22 protein-coding genes are annotated in these 17,140 nt (G+C 41.0%); 7 read left to right on the top strand and 15 right to left on the bottom strand.

Annotation, left to right across the window (positions count from 1 at the left end):
• Window positions 1-3 precede the first annotated feature (3 nt).
• Window positions 4-402 (bottom strand): hypothetical protein, encoded by a 399-nt coding sequence (locus SAR02S_RS08635; protein ID WP_198133099.1) that lies wholly within the window; start codon window positions 400-402, stop codon window positions 4-6.
• A 156-nt stretch (window positions 403-558) separates the two neighbouring features.
• Between SAR02S_RS08635 and SAR02S_RS08630 the strand changes: the two genes are divergently transcribed.
• From SAR02S_RS08630 to SAR02S_RS13380, 6 genes are read left to right on the top strand one after another with little or no spacing between them, the layout of a single operon-like run.
• A complete protein-coding gene (locus SAR02S_RS08630) occupies window positions 559-1,422 on the top strand; it encodes an ABC transporter ATP-binding protein (RefSeq protein WP_041958829.1) in 864 nt (287 codons plus the stop codon).
• On the top strand, window positions 1,422-2,579 hold the full coding sequence (locus SAR02S_RS08625; RefSeq protein WP_041958827.1) for an ABC transporter permease: 1,158 nt from the start codon (window positions 1,422-1,424) through the stop codon (window positions 2,577-2,579). Before SAR02S_RS08630 ends, SAR02S_RS08625 begins: the two co-directional genes overlap by 1 nt.
• Window positions 2,580-2,849, top strand: a complete 270-nt coding sequence (locus SAR02S_RS08620) for a phosphopantetheine-binding protein (protein WP_041958825.1) — start codon at window positions 2,580-2,582, stop codon at window positions 2,847-2,849.
• Window positions 2,846-4,006: a beta-ketoacyl synthase N-terminal-like domain-containing protein gene (locus SAR02S_RS08615; RefSeq protein ID WP_041958823.1), complete on the top strand. Its 1,161-nt coding sequence runs from the start codon at window positions 2,846-2,848 to the stop codon at window positions 4,004-4,006. Before SAR02S_RS08620 ends, SAR02S_RS08615 begins: the two co-directional genes overlap by 4 nt.
• Window positions 4,007-4,015: 9 nt before the next feature.
• The gene (locus SAR02S_RS08610) at window positions 4,016-4,741 is read left to right on the top strand and encodes a hypothetical protein (RefSeq protein WP_041958822.1); all 726 of its coding nucleotides are present in this window, start codon (window positions 4,016-4,018) and stop codon (window positions 4,739-4,741) included.
• A gap of 56 nt (window positions 4,742-4,797) precedes the next feature.
• On the top strand, window positions 4,798-5,118 hold the full coding sequence (locus tag SAR02S_RS13380; protein ID WP_084218479.1) for a hypothetical protein: 321 nt from the start codon (window positions 4,798-4,800) through the stop codon (window positions 5,116-5,118).
• A gap of 69 nt (window positions 5,119-5,187) precedes the next feature.
• On the opposite strand, the gene SAR02S_RS08600 is transcribed toward SAR02S_RS13380, so the two are convergent.
• The 10 genes from SAR02S_RS08600 to SAR02S_RS08555 are packed head-to-tail and all read right to left on the bottom strand — an operon-like array spanning window position 5,188 to window position 12,782.
• The gene (locus SAR02S_RS08600; protein WP_041958819.1) at window positions 5,188-5,598 is read right to left on the bottom strand and encodes a hypothetical protein; all 411 of its coding nucleotides are present in this window, start codon (window positions 5,596-5,598) and stop codon (window positions 5,188-5,190) included.
• 45 nt (window positions 5,599-5,643) lie between these two features.
• Window positions 5,644-6,639, bottom strand: a complete 996-nt coding sequence (darH, locus tag SAR02S_RS08595; RefSeq protein WP_041958817.1) for a BtrH-related acyltransferase DarH — start codon at window positions 6,637-6,639, stop codon at window positions 5,644-5,646.
• Window positions 6,636-7,031, bottom strand: a complete 396-nt coding sequence (locus SAR02S_RS08590) for a DarG family dialkylresorcinol biosynthesis protein (RefSeq protein WP_232294023.1) — start codon at window positions 7,029-7,031, stop codon at window positions 6,636-6,638. Before SAR02S_RS08590 ends, darH begins: the two co-directional genes overlap by 4 nt.
• Complete coding sequence (locus tag SAR02S_RS08585; RefSeq protein WP_041958815.1) at window positions 7,031-8,170, bottom strand: beta-ketoacyl-ACP synthase III; 1,140 nt, start codon at window positions 8,168-8,170, stop codon at window positions 7,031-7,033. The genes SAR02S_RS08590 and SAR02S_RS08585 overlap by 1 nt, the downstream gene beginning before the upstream one ends.
• Complete coding sequence (locus tag SAR02S_RS08580; protein WP_041958813.1) at window positions 8,163-9,116, bottom strand: hypothetical protein; 954 nt, start codon at window positions 9,114-9,116, stop codon at window positions 8,163-8,165. Before SAR02S_RS08580 ends, SAR02S_RS08585 begins: the two co-directional genes overlap by 8 nt.
• An 11-nt stretch (window positions 9,117-9,127) precedes the next feature.
• Window positions 9,128-10,447: an alpha/beta fold hydrolase gene (locus SAR02S_RS08575; protein WP_041958811.1), complete on the bottom strand. Its 1,320-nt coding sequence runs from the start codon at window positions 10,445-10,447 to the stop codon at window positions 9,128-9,130.
• On the bottom strand, window positions 10,444-10,806 hold the full coding sequence (locus SAR02S_RS08570) for a hypothetical protein (protein WP_041958810.1): 363 nt from the start codon (window positions 10,804-10,806) through the stop codon (window positions 10,444-10,446). Before SAR02S_RS08570 ends, SAR02S_RS08575 begins: the two co-directional genes overlap by 4 nt.
• Window positions 10,803-11,447 (bottom strand): beta-ketoacyl synthase chain length factor, encoded by a 645-nt coding sequence (locus tag SAR02S_RS08565; RefSeq protein WP_041958808.1) that lies wholly within the window; start codon window positions 11,445-11,447, stop codon window positions 10,803-10,805. The genes SAR02S_RS08570 and SAR02S_RS08565 overlap by 4 nt, the downstream gene beginning before the upstream one ends.
• Window positions 11,444-12,553 (bottom strand): beta-ketoacyl-[acyl-carrier-protein] synthase family protein, encoded by a 1,110-nt coding sequence (locus SAR02S_RS08560; RefSeq protein WP_041958806.1) that lies wholly within the window; start codon window positions 12,551-12,553, stop codon window positions 11,444-11,446. Before SAR02S_RS08560 ends, SAR02S_RS08565 begins: the two co-directional genes overlap by 4 nt.
• Complete coding sequence (locus tag SAR02S_RS08555; RefSeq protein ID WP_439645581.1) at window positions 12,540-12,782, bottom strand: phosphopantetheine-binding protein; 243 nt, start codon at window positions 12,780-12,782, stop codon at window positions 12,540-12,542. Before SAR02S_RS08555 ends, SAR02S_RS08560 begins: the two co-directional genes overlap by 14 nt.
• Window positions 12,783-13,180: 398 nt before the next feature.
• Here SAR02S_RS08555 and SAR02S_RS08550 point away from each other — a divergent pair, with 398 nt between their 5' ends.
• On the top strand, window positions 13,181-14,974 hold the full coding sequence (locus SAR02S_RS08550; RefSeq protein WP_041958802.1) for a DEAD/DEAH box helicase: 1,794 nt from the start codon (window positions 13,181-13,183) through the stop codon (window positions 14,972-14,974).
• 41 nt (window positions 14,975-15,015) lie between these two features.
• Here SAR02S_RS08550 and SAR02S_RS08545 read toward each other — a convergent pair whose 3' ends face one another.
• The 4 genes from SAR02S_RS08545 to SAR02S_RS08530 all read right to left on the bottom strand — a co-directional run bounded on the left by SAR02S_RS08545 (window position 15,016) and on the right by SAR02S_RS08530 (window position 17,119).
• Window positions 15,016-15,291 (bottom strand): heavy-metal-associated domain-containing protein, encoded by a 276-nt coding sequence (locus SAR02S_RS08545; protein WP_041958801.1) that lies wholly within the window; start codon window positions 15,289-15,291, stop codon window positions 15,016-15,018.
• The gene (locus SAR02S_RS08540; protein WP_041958800.1) at window positions 15,288-15,620 is read right to left on the bottom strand and encodes a mercuric transporter MerT family protein; all 333 of its coding nucleotides are present in this window, start codon (window positions 15,618-15,620) and stop codon (window positions 15,288-15,290) included. The genes SAR02S_RS08545 and SAR02S_RS08540 overlap by 4 nt, the downstream gene beginning before the upstream one ends.
• Before the next feature lie 3 nt (window positions 15,621-15,623).
• Window positions 15,624-16,712 carry a transglutaminase-like domain-containing protein gene (locus SAR02S_RS08535; protein WP_041958799.1) on the bottom strand — a complete coding sequence of 363 codons (1,089 nt, stop codon included), beginning with the start codon at window positions 16,710-16,712 and terminating at the stop codon, window positions 15,624-15,626.
• A gap of 185 nt (window positions 16,713-16,897) precedes the next feature.
• Window positions 16,898-17,119: a hypothetical protein gene (locus tag SAR02S_RS08530; protein WP_041958795.1), complete on the bottom strand. Its 222-nt coding sequence runs from the start codon at window positions 17,117-17,119 to the stop codon at window positions 16,898-16,900.
• Window positions 17,120-17,140 lie beyond the last annotated feature (21 nt).

The raw sequence follows: 17,140 nt of genomic DNA, 5'->3' as shown, positions 1-17,140 counted from the left end.
TTATTAAAGTGTACTAAGTTGTACGCGAATTGATTTATTAAGATTTTGTATCCAGCCATTATAGTTTGGGTGAATAGTATTTTCACCAGGATTGTAATCAAGATTTTTACTATCAATATAATTGATACTGTATTCTTTAGAATTGTATTTAATAGCAACAACAGCTTCATGTTTTCTTAGCACTAGTGTACCTTGAATGTTGCCGTCATTCATTTTTTTCATTACCCAACCAAGTCCTGTACCTGCTCTAATAATTGCCTTTTCAACTTCAACTGCCGAAGCATCTTTGTTAACAACATCTTCTACTGACATATTGTTAAAATTTTGAACGCTAACTGGTCCACACCCAAGAAACATCATAGATAACAACCCTGCAATCACTAACATAAGAAGCTTTTTCATTACCATCCTTTAAAAAAATTTAAATTTATTCTATTGATTGTATGATTAAAAATTACTGAGTTACGTGATAATTCATTACCTAATTTTAGCTCACATCAAAAGCTCTCTATAATCAAAAATTTATTACACTATATAAAACCTAAACAAAGATACTCAATGGCAATTTGCATCAATAATTTGATTAAAAAATATAAAAACAGTATTGTCCTTGAGCATCTTGATTTAACCATAAAAGAAGGCTCTATTTTTGGGCTTTTAGGACCTAATGGTGCGGGTAAAACTACCTTGGTTTCTATCCTCAATTTTTTGGTACCCAAAGATTTTGGTGAGATAAAAATTTTAGGTTATGATCTCAATAAACACGAAAAAGAGATCAAAGCATGCTCTAGTCTAGTACCCCAATCTTACGCCTTTTACCCCACCCTGAGTGCATACGAAAACCTTGAATTCTTTGGCGCACTTTATGGGCTTACTGGGAAAGTTTTACATACCAAGATAGACTACTGCCTAGAAATGACCTCCCTCGAAAAATACAGAGATGCCAAAGCCGAAACATTCTCAGGTGGCTTAAAAAGACGCCTTAACATTGCCATTGGTTTACTTAACAGTCCGAAGATTTTATACCTTGACGAACCCACCGTTGGCATCGACCCTCAATCACGCAACTACATTTTACAGGTCATCAAAAACATCAACCAAGCGAATAAAACGACCATCGTTTATACCTCACACTACATGGAGGAGATCGAGTATCTTTGCGATGACATTGCTATACTTGACCAAGGAAAAATTGTTTTTCACGAAACCAAAGAGAAGATCAACGCGCAATCCAACATCGCCAAAATCCACCTGAGCGACACCTCAACACAAGAGGTCAATCTGCAAAGCAACTACGACGTACTCGTCGATACCTTTTGTGACATCAAACAAAAATCGTTACATGTAAAAGAGATCGAACTGCCTAAAAACAACCTAGAAAATATCTTTTTATCGATCACCAAGAAAGAGTTGAGGGACTGATGTTTTACTATATTTTGAAAAAAGAGTTTTTACTCATCATCCGAAATCTCCATGCCCTCATCGTTTTGTTTGTGATGCCAACGGTGTTTATTATCATCATGTCGCTTGCCTTACAAAACACCTATGCCAACAAATACGATGTCAAACTCTCCGTTCTCCTGAGTAGTGAAAAAACTTCCCCCGCATTAGAATCGTTTGTGCAAACGCTCAATGACAACACCTTTTTTACGTTTACACTCGCTCAAACGGCACCGATCGTCGATGAAGCGTTGTACCACCAAAAATACGACTTTGTTCTTACGTTAAGCAATGATTTTAATGAAAAGCTTGGCAGAAGTAGCGACGTTTCTATGGCGCTTTTTTCGCGCTCAGACATCTCGTACCAACAGGTCGCTTTTCTCAAACAATTTTTAAGTGCAAAACTCTCAGAGAGCGTCATCAAAAACCTTTTAGAAGTGCAAGGAAAGAGTCAAAATGCTCTCAATTTTGATGAGATCATCTCCCATACTTACGTCTTAAAAGATAAAAATGCCACCACGATTACTTCCGTGCAACACAGCGTTCCGTCGTGGCTGATCTTTTCGATGTTTTTTATTCTTATTCCTATCTCCAACACCTTTATCAATGAAAAAAACTTTGGCACGATCGATAAAATCAGGAGCATCAACGTCTCTTTGAGCAAAATCATCATGGGTAAATTCATCCCCTATTTTGTAATGAACCAACTGCAAGTTTTTTGTATGATCTTGGTGGGAATGTACCTCATCCCCCTTCTAAACGGTGACGCGCTTATCATTCATGGAAGCCTCTTTTTACTTATACTCATCTCGTGTATTGTCTCCATCGCGGCGATCTCTTTTGCCCTTTTCATCGCAACACTCAGCAACAGCAGTGAGATGGCGACCATCTTGGGTGGCACGTCCAACATCATCCTAGCCGCCCTTGGAGGCATCATGGTTCCCAAAGTCGTCATGCCAAAATTTATGCAAGATGTCTCAGAAATTTCGCCTATGTCATGGGCATTGGATGGCTTTTTGGACATCATCGTCAAAGGCGGAAACTTTGGCGACATAGAGCTTAATGTGATGAAACTCTTACTCTTTGCACTACTCTTTTTTACCCTTGCATGCCTCATGCTAAACTACAGGAGAAACTAAATGCTCTGCTCACAAAACCTAGAACTCAAACGTGAACTTAAACAACTCATCATCACCGAATGCGATAAAGAGGAGTTCACCCCCGAAGCTATTAAGGATGATGAACCGCTTTTTGGCTCAGATAGCCCACTCCAACTTGACTCGATGGATGCCCTGCAAATCTCAATGGCACTCAAAGAAAAATACGGTGTCGAAGTCACCGATAGTAAAAAAATACGCACCATTATGACCAGCATCAACACCTTAGCGGATTTCATTCAACCCCAATGATCGATACAAAACGATGCTACATCACGGCACATTCGCTTTTTTGCAGCCTTGGAGATAACGAGTCAGCCATTGTCTCCCAAGTGCAAAGCATAAACCAAAGCAACTACGAGGCGTACTTGCAGCATCTCTTTGCGCAGAAGCCTTATTATCCTTTAATCCAAAATTTCGACACTGAAGAAAAAAAGCTCTTCAGTGTCATCGATCATGTCGTTAAAGCGTGCATCCTAGAAGCAAATCTCAGTGAAGAGGAGCAAAAAGAGTTAGCCATTTTTATAGGCTCTACCGCTATGGGTATCTCACTGAACGAAGAGGCGTATGCACTTTACCACCAAGGAAAGAGCGATAAAGCATTTAACCATCTAGGCTACGGATATTTGGGAGACTATCTGGAAACGTTAACACACTCCGACCACAAGGCGCTTCTTTTTTCCACGGCGTGTACTTCCAGTGTCAATGCACTCGCTTACGCCTCAAAACTCATCGCCTCAAAACAGATTAAAAAAGCCTTAGTGGTGGGCATCGAACTTTTTAACAAAGCCACTTACAACGGTTTTTCTTCGCTGATGCTTCTTTCCAAAAATAAAATCTACCGCCCTTTTGACAAGCAGAGCGATGGCATCATCTTAGGCGAAGCCTGCTCGGCACTGCTCTTGGAGAGTGAGCCTAGAAGTGCTGAGGATTTTTACTATAAAGGCTCAAAAAACATCTGTGACATTTACAGCGAAACCACAAGCAACCCCTCGGGTGAGCCCATCTTTCAAACGATGGATGAAGCCCTACGTAACGCTTCGCTAAAACTCAGTGAGATCGACTTCATTAAAGCCCATGCAACAGGGAGCGAGAACAACAACACCTCAGAAGCCAATGCGATTGCCCTCCTCTTTGAGAAGCATGGCACCACAACGCCCGTAACGGCACTTAAACCCTTGATCGGACATACGTTAGGGGCAAGTGGTACCAATGAGATCGCTTTGACGCTCTCGTGCCTCAAGGAAGGTTTTATCCCTCCAACCCTTGGGTTTCAAGAAAGAGCCGATGGCGTGAACTTTACGCCCCTTTTAAATCCTGTAAAACTGGATGGCAAAAAGACCAATGTGCTCTTTAACTTTGTCGCCTTTGGTGGCAATACCACTTCGCTTGTTTTGAGCAACGCGTAAGGAGTGGCCATGTATATTCATCAAACCTACCAACTCATAGAACCCAATGAGCCCATCGCTACCTACAAACAAAAGCTTTCTACCCTTTGCAAGATCAATCTACGACGTGCCAATAAGTTCAACCTTTTAGCCGTTTTTGGAGCGCTCAGTTGTGTTCAAAACCAAACGCTCTCTACCAATCTAGGCATCTACCTCGCCACCGAGCACGGCCCCGTGGAAAGCCTTACCAATGTACTAGAACAGGTCACAAAAGAAGATGGCGTCGTTATGCCCTTTGATTTTCTAGGTATTAATACCAACGCCAGCTTCTACATCGCCCAAGCGCTGAATGCCTCAGGCAAACACATGGTCTTAACCTCACACAACCTCTCCTTCGAAAAAGCATTACAACTGGCGTATTTTGACCTAATGCACAATGAAGTGGACGATGTTTTAGTAGGAAAGGTCGACGCCTCTTTGTGCTTTATAGACCCCAAACATCGCCCTATGGGTGATAAAAATAATTTTGATGAAAGCTGTTGGCTCTATGCTAACCGAAATGCTAAAAATGCGGTTGCGAAGATTGAAAAAATTGAAGAATTTGCGAGTTTGGAAGCAATGCAAAAAGTTTATGGAGAACTAGGGACAACCGCTTCTTTTCACGATCTGCTTCACACTTTTGAAGATAATTTACATGTCGCCAAAGATGAAAATGGAAAATATATTGTTATAAAGATACAAAAGTTAAAAGTTTAGCTCAAACACCTATTTTTATTTTTTTGTTCAAAAATTTTTATATATAAAGGAATAAAATGGAAATTACAACCGATTGGAAATTAAAATTACGATACGGAAAAGAAACAACGCCATACACACATTTCACAGTTATTGCTGATGGAATAGCGGGACAGTTAGAAGATGGTTTTAATTGTCCAATGGGAACAGCCGTCATGTCTATGAAAGTTTGGGCAACCGATGCAAATGAAGCAGTGAATATGATTAAAGTTCTGGGCAATAAAATTGGCTTTCAAGCAAATGATCATATAGAAGTTTATACAACAGAAGCTGAGCAAGCTCCAAAAAATGATCCGTTTGGCTATTCTATAAACTTTGTACCCTATAATGATAATTAACAACACTTGAATACAAATTTAGGAAGTTAAAAATTTAGCTCCGACCCTTATTTCACTTATTTTATTACCCTATTTTTTTGTAATAAATGCAGGAAATTTAACAATGATCGGTATTGTCCCATAATTAGGAAGAGTTGGAGCGTTTACACTATTAAGAGTTTCTTGTTCAATGCATGATTTTACTTCTTCACTAAAATCAAAATTACTAATCTCAACTTTAGAAATTTTATGTTCACTTACCATAAGCCAAAGAGTATAGTGATAATCTATAATTCTTATTTCTTCCCCTTTTAGGTTAGACTCTATCTTATCTATATGCTTTTTATCACAATTTGCAGTAATGATATACAACTCGCTAGGCCCTTTTAAATCATAATTATTCATAAGTTCTTCATATTCTTTCTTTTGTTTATCTGTTATTTCAGAGAGCAAGAATGATGGAAATATTATAAAAACAATAAGTACTAATTTTTTAAACATTTATATTTCCTTATTTATGTTGCAATAATAATTGGCTAGTAACTTTCACAGATTTTTCAACACCCTAAACGCCTTCTCTTCATACTCCGAAGCTTCCACCAGTTTAGCGGCTATCTTTTGAGTATCGAGCTTTTCGATTTTTCGGCTTCCCTCAACACAATAAAGTGCAAATTCTCTCAGCGTATTGCCCGACTTTACGATCAGCTCCGATGCCTCTGTTAACACCTCAGCGTTCAAACCATAAGTTTTGGCTTCTTCTAAAAAGGCAGCATACAAAAAGCGAAATCCTCCGCCACCCGTGCCGATCTCTTCTTGCATTCTTACGATGTGGGTGAGGTAGTTTTTGACATAGCGTGTGTTGGTCTCTGTTTGTAGGGACTCTATTTTTTTGGCGAGTCTTCGCATCCCTTTAACGCCCGCAAATGGGAACGGTGTAAGCATAGACTTGGCATTTTTAACAATCGCCTTTTTGAGGGCACTGTGCATATCCACACTTTGGGGCATCGTTTTAGGGTAGTACAAAAAGCCTTTAGGCGCAAAAACACCCTTTGCAAAGCGCGCTTTGGTTAGCCCATCTTGGCTACACTTCACCGCCTCTTCAAACACAGGGTCGGAGATAAGATACTCCTCGCCTTCCATGCCATAGACAAGGAGATTGTGGGCATTGAAGTGAAAGCGCATATCTTTAGGGAAATATGGAAGGTAATACACAGAGGTTTGAAGCCCCACGAGCTTGCCCTCTTTGGTGAGGCTTTTGAGCTCTTCATTGGCTTGGTGTTCGTCTTTATAACTGCGCTTTTCCATCGTTACATGTAAAACTTTCGAGATCGTGTTGATGATGCTTTTTGGTAGGCTTCTATACGCGATGAGAGGCAAGTTATTGACTTTGACAAAGGGCAGATAAACAAACGTCAAAGCGCTGGTGATGCCAAATGCCATCGGCTCGCTGATCTTAAAACCATACGCCGAAAAAAGGGTTGATGTGACACCACTTTCACAGTGTGCAAATTGAGAATGCGTAAATGAAAGCTCTTGGCTCAACGAAAATCCTTTAAGTAAAATAAATCAAGTGAAAAAACATCGGCATAACGTAACAATAAAGCATCACTCATGGTTTGAAAAACACTCATTTTGAGGTGTCGCTTTACACGCCATTGAAACATGCCCACGGCACTGGCTAAGGTTGGAAGGTCCATTCTATTTTCATACATAAAGTACTCAATAGGGGAAGAGAGTCCTTGTTTGATGCGTACCAAACACTCTTGTTTAAGCGTCTCGTACTCTTCAACTGCCACTTGGGTCGCGAACTCTTCCACGGAGCTTCCGTAGTTGTAACGCTCAAATTCGCCTTGCTCATTTTTGGCATACATCACTTTTTGGATGCCATCCAGCGTTGCATTAGGCTCGTGAGGTATTTCGATAATCTCCTTCATCACACAACCTCAAGCAACATAAACGCGGTTGAAAAACGTCCGCTCTCAGGAATGTAGCAGAGAATTTTCTCGCCTTTTCTAAGCTTGCCCGAGTGGAAAAGCTCTTCAAGCATGATGTAGATAGACGCAGAGCCTGTATTTCCACACTTCGTCAGGTTCGTAAACCACTTCTCATAAGGAATTTCCAAACCAACTTCTACTAAGCCTACATAGAGTTTGTCTTTAAAAAACTGCGAAGAGTAATGCGGCAAGAAATAATCAACCACCTCAGGGGTGATGCAACGCTTCGCTAAAATCTTTCGAAGTGGCTTGACAACGGTGTATTCAACGATGTTGTCGTTGAGCAGTTTCACATCTTGGGCGATGCTCAAAAGCGATTTTTCCATGATCTCATGTTGCGAATAACCTCTCCAACCAACCGCTTTACCATCAACCATCTCGCAACCGCTGTACATACACGTTGGCATTTCTCCCGCATAGGAGAGCACATCGATCCACTCGATTTTCAAAGAGAGTCTGTCGCTGTTAGGTTTATCTTGAAGCAACATCGCCCCAGCACCATCAGAGAGCATCCAGCGTAAAAAATCTTTTTCAAACGCTAATGAAGGATTTTTCTCCAACAACTCCCACTGCTTGGACTCCTCTTCAAAATTTTTAGCACTTAAGAGGACCGAAACGACTTCGGAACCTGTCGCGATGCCGTTACTTAGCTCACCGCTTTTGATACCGTAGTAAAGGTATTTGAGCGCATTCACGCCGCTTAAACAGATGCCAGAAGCACTGAGTGTTTCTATCTCAGAGATGCCAAGCTCACCTTGCACCATCAAGGTATGGTTTGGCATAAGTTGGTCAGGCGTAGTTGTACCACACGACAAACACTCGACTTCACCTAGTTTAAACGTACTGTTTTCAAGTTTTTTAATGGCATTGGCTGTAATCTGCGCATTGGAGAAAAGAGGTTTTTCGGTTCCTTTTTCCAGCACATAGTAGCGCTGTTTGATGCCATTGCTTCTTAGAACTATGTTTTTCGCTTTGGATTTTTTACCACCGATATAGCCTAAATACTCCTCCATTTCGTCGTTGGAGACAGGAGCATTGGGCATAAATGTTTGGATGTCGTTGATATAGATATTATTCATAGCTTGAAAATTCCTTCATACGTTCTGTGCCACTCCCTGAGGGTAATTCGTACAACGCTTTTTGTTTCAAAACTTCTTCTTTGTTGAGTTTGCGGTAAAGTGTTTGGATGAGCATATTAAGAGGCACAACCGTTATAATAATGCACACTAAAAAAATCGTGTAAAGCATTATAAAAAGTTTTCGTTTTAGCTCTCCTTGTTTGGAGCATTTTCGAATCAATTTACCCCAAATATGGAAGCTTTTCGTACCGATCTTTTCACTTTTGATCAGCTTTTCATCCACACTCACCGCACCCAAGCCATGACACAGGCTCACACCTTTTTTCTCTTCATCATTCGCTAATGCTTGCTTGATGGCATAACCAAACCGTGAAGCAGAACGTAAGGCTTCTTCGCTAATGCCCGCTTTGGGGAAAATACCCCACAAAGCATCTTTTTTACCACTCATCATCCACCGAGGCGTCGTGATAAAAGTCGCTAAAGAGCTTCCTTGATCGACCAAAACGATGTTATCAATCAGCTTTGCACCAATGTTCCCAAGCAAAGTTTTCACCTTTTCTTGTGCCATAATCCACATATTGCGACAACCAATAAGCGTTATGATGGGTTTGTTTTTTAGTTTTTCTTTGGCGTAGTCTGATTTTAAAAACGACGTGATAGGAATGGAGGGCGATAAAAACCAAACTTGATACGCCAAAATGACCAAATCGTACTCATTTGTATCAGCCTCAAAGTTTTCAAGCTCACAAGGGTCAAGATAAACAGACTCAGGAAAGGTGTCCATAAACGTCATAAATTGCCATGGAAAGGGGTAAGGTTTTTTAGGTTTTATCTCTCGCCACGTCACTTCTATAGTAGGCTCGCTCATGAAAGGTCGTGTCACGTTTTCGACCAATCGTGTTAATTGTCCTGTTTGGGAATACGAAATAACAAGTACTTTTTTCACTGTTTTATCCTTTAATTTCCCAAAATCTCTTTTCCATGAATCAATTTGTTATTAATTTGACACAAAGAGAAGTAAACCATTGAGGTTGAGAGCGCTTCGATGGGTTTTCCAAGAACATCCATGGTGATGCCCAAAAGATGCAATTTTGTATTTTGCAGTTTTGTTTTACCAAAAACATCACTTGCGACAATGGAAATTTTGGCATTTTGAGCCGTTATTGCCACTGCTTTCCCCGCTTTAATGGTACTATTGATAATCTCGACATCCGAGTTTAAAACCACTAGTTCTTCAATCACCGCATCTTTAATGATGATTTTTTGAGAATTGCGAATACTCATACTCTCAATTCTGCCCGTATAAACTTTATCGCTCATATCTTTAATCTTAACACTATAACTTTGCGTATTTTTTGGCTGAACGGGGCGAATGATGCCCTCTTGGTTTAAAAGATGCGTCAACAGCATGTGAGAAAAAGCCTCTTCACGTGTCAACATCGGTACATGACCCGTATTAGGAAGTATTTTGAATGAAGAATTAGGCATTAGTTTATGAAGCACATAGCCCGTTTCTACAGGAGCGACCGTGTCTGTTTCCCCCCAAATAATCGTCGTCCTCGCACCAACCTTTTGAGGAATTCCATTAAAATTCTCCTCGACCAACGCAACCGCGGCGATGCTATGAGGCATGCCTCCAAGAATTGTGCTTCTTAAATCTTCACTCGCAAGCACGACGCCCATATCCAAAGACATTTTTCGATCAATCTTCTCTGCTATTTTATCGATAAAAGAGTTTACCTTTTGCGTTTGAAGACCTTGTATCAAGCCATTTTGCTCATCAAAAAAAGCATTCACACCACTTTGCACTAAAAAGTTATTGTACTCAGACCGATGCAAGATACCAGCCGCATCCACCAGCACTAAACTCGCCACATCAGAAGGATACATACTGGTATACTTCAGCGCAATCGCCCCACCCATGGAATGACCAACGAGATGAAACGGTTTTTTAACATACGTTTGAGCAACATAATGAATAAACTTAGCGTAATTTTGGGGAGAATAGAGTTCATTTGCCTTACTGGATTGCCCAAAACCAGGAAGATCAAAGGTCACCACAAAATAGTCATTTTTTAACAGTTCAATACTGCTTTCCCAAATCGTAGAAGCCTCATCACCCAATCCATGCACCAGCACAATGGCTGGATTTTCGGGATTGCCTATGGTTTGCATGTAAACAGAAGCTTTAAAAATAGGCTCGGTAATAAACGTTCCACGTAACGCTTCCGCATGAAGCCCTAGAAAGAAAGTCAAGATAAATACAAAAATCTTCATGCACCACGCTCTTCAAGCACGATCATCAGCGATCCATTGGCGTACATTACACCACCCTCTTTTTCAAACACTTCAAAATAAAACTCACTCGAATTCCCAAGCGATAAACGCTCTTCTACCATGATGACGCACGTCAAGCTCTGCACCTTTACATGTAAAACAACATCTTTGATCAAAACTAAAAAGCCGTTTTGGGGCGTGTCAGATTTTGCAAAGGCTGACGAGGCTTGAGCGGCGGCTTCTGTGAGCATAGGAAGTGTTGACAAGCATGGAAATTCACACAACACGGAAGCGCGTTTGTCTTTAAATGTAAGAATCTCTTTGGCAAAACGAATGGGTGGAAGATGCGGTAAATTCATAGGTTCACTTCGACAATAGCGCGCGCAAGTTTGGGTGCATTCTGAGCTACATGTAACATCTCACTTATGGAGTTTGGAACACCCGCAAGCTCGCTTTTTTCAAGCTTTAGAGTTGCTTTCTCTTCGGTTACACGCACGACCAACGCCACGCCACTTTCAAGATACTTAATGCAATGATTGACCTGTTCGATGTTTGGTATATCCAGCGTTTCAAAACACAAAAGAAGCAACACATCGCCATCCAACGCTTTCAGTGCTCCCGCTTTAAGAACATTCAATGACGTTTTGTCACCACTAGAGATGGTCAAAATCTCATTGTGGTTATGGTACAAAATGGAGAGGTACGAAACAGCGGTATTGTAAACCGAATTTTGAAAATCGGTGGGGCTAAGAGGTTGTTCATCTTTAATGGCATTTAAAATATTCGCTGTCGTTTCAAGCTCGCCAAAAGCGCTCCCACAGAGAATGCGACCACCCTCAAAATGCTCCACACTGTTAAGAAGTTCTACGGCAATTTTCGCCGCTTTGGTAAGGCGGCGGCGCACCATCATCTGAGGTACTAACTCTTTAATGCGAGGAAGTTCTATGCTTTTTTCACTTAGCAGATAAGCATTGCTTAAAATCTCTAAATTAACCTTCATTGGGGTAATCCAAAAAGAAGTGAGGTATTATTGCCACCAAAAGCGAGTGAATTGCTTAGGGCATAACGAAAGGTGTGCGCTTTGGCAACCTTTACAAAATTAAGCGTTTTATTTTCGGGTTCAACTAAATGTGTGTTAGGAGGAATCATCTGCTTTTGAAGCGCCATAACACAAATGATCGCTTCAAGCGCTCCAGCAGCCCCCAGCGTATGTCCCGTAATGGATTTGGTCGAACTCACATTCACACTGCTTCCAAAAAGCGCTTCAATGGCATTGGCTTCACTCGCATCATTGGCGGTCGTGCCCGTACCATGGGCGTTAATGTAACCCACATCGCAAGACTCAACATTGGCACATTTCAGTGCTTTTTGCATCGCACAAAGCGCACCTGCACCATCAGGACTTGGATGTGCCATGTGATGCGCGTCGGAGCTGTACCCAACCCCCATGAGCTCAATGCTCTCTTTTTGAGGCTGATGTTGAAGCAATAAAACAGCGATGCCTTCCGCCACATTCATGCCATCTCGATTCACATCAAATGGTTGGCACGGGCGAGAACTCAGTACACCAAGCGCGTCAAAACCTCGTATGGTCGTTAAAGAGAGCGTATCAAAACCCACCACTAAAACATTTTCATAAACGCCTTTAGCGATCATCTCGTACGCATAGCCCAAAGCATTGGCACTAGATGTACAAGCGGTTGAAAAAGAGATGTCATCTTTGAGCGAAAATTTCTGAGAAAGGATGTGTGCGATGGTATCAATCGCGTGGAGTTTGGGATTGATGTTTTTATAATGATGATCTCTTAAAAAAATGCTCTCCGTTGTTTGCATCCCACCCACGGAAGAGCCGACAACAAGGAGTGTATTCTCAAAATTTTCAAGATTGCTCTGCTCTAAAACTTTTTTACATGTAAGCCCTAAAAGTGCTTCGATGGAAAAAGGTTTCTCGATTTTGCCTAAAGCAATCTGTTTGTCAGAAATGAATTCACTGAAAGTTTTAATACCACTTTGATGTGTACAAATTGCTTCAAAAAGTTCTTCACAACTCTCTCCTGCACAACAAACCGACTCAAAACCATTTATAAAAACACTATTTTTGGGCATTGATAAAGTCTAATAAACTTTGAACATTCGCAAATATTTTTTCATACTCTTTAGAGTCTGCAATTTTGACGCCAAACTCTTTGTCAACCGTTAATACAAGCTCTATAGAATCCACCGAATCAAGTCCCAAGCCATCTTCACCAAAAAGAGGCATTGTGTCGTCTATGTCCTCTGGTGTCATATCTTCTAGCTTTAAATTCTTAATCAATATCTCTTTTAATGTTTGCATTTGCACCATAATACTCTAGCCTTTAGCGGTATGATTTTATTTTAGTTTTTAGTGTACTTTAACCTATCTTGGATTTTTATAAAAAAGAGTGAAAACCTGCATTTATTGCCTATTTTTATGGCACATCTTCCACGTATCCTTTACATGCAAAAGGCAAACCACTTCAAAACCTTAATATTATTTTAAACTAATTCCACTATAATGACCACAATTTCAGAGCTTCATTAAAAAAGAACTTCACCTAAAACCTACCAGATTTGAGAAATCCTCAGTGAGTATGTAGGTTTTTGCATACGATATTGACGGGTTATTCCCCATTAAAATTTTTATGTACATGAGTTTTGTGCCTTATCCGCACGTTAGTATTGTTTTGGAAAAATCAAAAACATGGAAAATACATGGAAAACAACACACACACAACACCCACATTTGAATCGTTTGGCTTACACCCAGAGATCCTTAAAGCTGTCGTAGAAGCTGGCTTTACAGAACCAAGCCCCGTACAAGCAGAATCAATCCCTTTAGTACTAGCAGGTAACGACATCGTTGCGCAAGCACAAACTGGTACAGGTAAAACAGCTGCATTTGGTCTTTCTACAATGAGTATGATCGATCCACACCTTAATAAAGTACAACTTTTAGTCATTACACCAACACGTGAACTTGCAACGCAAGTCAGCGATGAGCTTTACTCATTAGGACGTTTTCGTGGCGTTAAAACTGTAACTATTTACGGTGGTAGCTCTTATTCACGTCAAATTGGTCTTATCGAAAAAGGTGCTAGCGTTATTGTTGCAACACCGGGTCGTATGTTAGACCTTCTTAAAAATGGTAGACTTCCAGGCTTTTCACCTAAAATGGTTGTTTTAGACGAAGCCGATGAGATGCTTGATATGGGCTTCTTAGAAGACATCGAAGAGATCTTTACCTACCTTCCAAAAGAGCGTCAAACCCTTCTTTTCTCAGCAACAATGCCTGATCCTATCAAACGTCTTGCAAGTAAAATTCTTAATGAGCCAAAATTTGTTAGTGTCACACCAAAAGATCACACAACCAATGAAGACATCGAACAACTTTACTATGTTATCAACGAGTATGAGAGAGATGATGCGATGATTCGTCTTTTGGACGCTCTTGAGCCTGAAAAATCCATCGTTTTCTGCCGTACCAAAAAAGAGGTTGATCGTCTTTCAACACAACTTATGGCAGTCGGTTATGCAGCAAAAGGTTTGCATGGTGATATGGAGCAAAATCAACGTGAGAGCGTTATTAAAGCGTTCCGTAGTTCACAAATTGAGATCCTTGTAGCAACTGACGTTGCAGCGCGTGGTCTTAATGTTGCTGACATCAGCCACGTTTTCAACTACCATATGCCATTTGATCCAGAGAGTTATGTTCACCGTATTGGTAGAACAGGACGTGCGGGTAAAAAAGGTACAGCGATTACATTGGTAACGCCTATCGAATTTCATTCAATGCAAAGAATCGGCAAAAAAGTTGGTTCTAAAATCGAGCACAGAATTGTTCCAAGTTTACGAGACGTCAAAGAGAACAAACTGATCAAAATTGCAGAAGATATTAAAAATGCAGAGCTTAATGAAAATGCTACAAAACTTCTTGCTATTTTAGAAGAAGAGATGGATATGTCTCAAATTGCACTTAAACTTCTCTCAAATCTTTTGAAAGAAAACACACCAGTCGGTCCAGATAAAATCGGTTTAGATAAAAAAACCTTGGAAAATGTTGTTAAAAACATCGAAGAGCGTGATGGTGGCCGTGGCAGAAGTGGTGGCGGTTACAGAGGAAATTCTGGCGGCAGAAGCAGTGGCGGTTATAGAGGAAACTCTGGCGGCTCACGTGAAGGTGGTGGATACAGAGGCAACTCTAGCAGTGGCTCACGCGATGGCGGTGGTTACAAAGGTTCAAACCCACGTGATGGCGGAAGCAGAGATGCACGTCCTCCAAGAGGCGATGGCATTCCTAGAAGTGACAGCAGAGGCGAGAGTCGTAACCCATTTGCAAAAGAGGGAAGCAGTTCAGCTCCACGCGAAGGCGGCGGATACAAAGGCAATCGTGACAGTGGCGATAGCAGACCACCACGCGCTCCAAGAGCCGACAGACCAAGCGCACCACGCAGTGACGCAGGTCGCGCTCCAAAAGCCGCTCCTCGTAACGCTTACAAAAAAGACTAATCAACCAAACTTCTAAAGCTCTGCCTCATAAGAGGCGAGCTTTAGTCTTTAAGATGATGCCGAGACACAATCACACCCTCATACCCCGTCGTTTTCACCGCTTCTAAAAACGTCTTATCTTCAATGCCATCTTTAGCAATCACAACCGCCAATTTTGTCTCTAATGTTACTTTAGATGACTCAACACCCTCAACACTTTTCAATGCTTTTTTGACCGCTGTTGTACACAAAGGACAGTGCATTTCAGCGACTTTAATGACGACTTCTTCTTTGGCAAAGAGCATTAAAGGCAAAAGGAGTATCAACCATTTTTTCATTCATTAGTTCCTATTAGAAAATTTGCCCACTCAGGATAAAGTAATACGACAAGGATTACCCCTAAAATCATTGAGTAAAGCCAAAGATAACGCTTTCTCTTTTGAGGATTACATGTAAAGGTATGATGAGCGTAACTTCGCCATGAAAGCCACAAAACAAAGAGCGATAAAAGGGAGAGTGGTATACGAAATGGTGTGAGGACTTCTAAGAAACTTAAAAATCCAAAAGAGATTCCAAAGAGTAAAAACAGCAGAGGAGGCAGACAACATGCCGTTGCGGCAAAGGCTGAAAACAGCGCTGTTAGGACACCTAGAATCTCTTTTTTCATACGTTAGAGTTTTTCTTGAGAGTTGAAGCTATACGCAAACGCGGCTGGAGCGTAATAGTCTAAGACTTCATCGCCGACTTCCGCGTACGGGTAACCAAACATATTGATCGGTTTTTGCGCTGGTGTTGGCGTTAACACAAAATCACGCGCTGTGTTGTAACCCATCCAGTTCATCTCCCAGTTGCCGAAGAAATACTCTCGTACCTCTTTTACAAGTGGATCACCCAGCGTCATTTTCTCGGTCAAGATGACTTTAGCCACATCGGCAGGATCGCATGGAACCCAGCCTGCGCCATCAAGGTAAAACTCAGCACGACAATGCTCGCCTCCCGTGATTTTCGCCAACCCTTTTTCATCACTGCTTCCGCATGCTTTCGAGTAGCGAGAACTGCCTAAACGGATACCAAAGATCTCACGTGCAGGCACACCTACACTTCTAAGAAGTGCTACAAAAACAGAGCTAATATCGGTACACTTTCCGCCCATGATGTTATTTTCAATCGCTTTTCCTGCATCGCCTAAACCACAACCGACTACGGCATTATCACGGTACATATGCTCAGTGACCCACGCGTAAATTGCTTTGGCTTTATCAAGAGGTGTTTTGCTGTTCTCTGTAATTTTAAGCGCCAACTCTTTGACTTTGCCACTGGTTGGGATGTGTGCGGTTGGTTTGAGGTAGTGTGCTACATCTTTAGGATATTTGGTTGAAGCGGTTGCTTTTGAGAGGTCTGAATTGCGCTCATACGTGGTAATGGTGTACGTGACTTCGAGGAGTTTTTCACCACCATTTTTCCACTCAGCGTAAAGCGTTCTGGCTTTATAACTGTTTTTATCCGTTACATACGCATGGGTTGCGTTAGAACTAAATTTAAAATCGCTTACTTTTTGATAACTTGTCTCTTGAGGAAGTGGAACCCAGAGTTTGGTCAAGTCATTTTTGTTTTCGTGCTTGAGGTTATAACTGTTTGTGACGAAAAAAATACGTGTTTTTGATTTTGGTTCACTCGCTTCCAAAATCGAAACCTGAGGGAGAATGACAGAACTTGCACCTAGTGCTACGCAGCCTTTAATAAACGCTCTTCTTTGCATAAAAAATCCTTACATGTAAAGTAGCACGAAGAGGAGTAAACATAAAAGTAGTTACGAAAAGAGTTGTTACGATTATGTTTGTCTAAGCCTTAGACGTCGTGCATTGGAGGGATTTTACAGTTGATTAGCTTAAAAATAGACCTAGGTGTTCTGATAATTCAAGACTATCAGAACAACCTTAAGGATTATGCTACAACTTTAGTTGGCTTTTTTTTGCTCTTCTTCGCAGCTGTGTGTTGTTTAGAAGTACTTTTTTTAGCTACTTTTGTAGTTTTTTTGGCGGTTTTTGTTTTTGCAGTTTTAGTTTTTGTTGGTGCTGCATCTTCTGATGAAAGATAGCTTTGTGCAAATACCGATGTTGATAAAAATGCAACCATTGCCATTAACAACGTTAAACGTTTAAACATGATTTTCTCCTTTCCTAAAAA

The sequence above is a fragment of the Sulfurospirillum arsenophilum NBRC 109478 genome (assembly GCF_000813345.1).
Taxonomy (GTDB): domain Bacteria; phylum Campylobacterota; class Campylobacteria; order Campylobacterales; family Sulfurospirillaceae; genus Sulfurospirillum; species Sulfurospirillum arsenophilum.
Note: the sequence above shows the minus strand (reverse complement) of the source record. Positions and strands in the feature narration are given on the sequence as shown.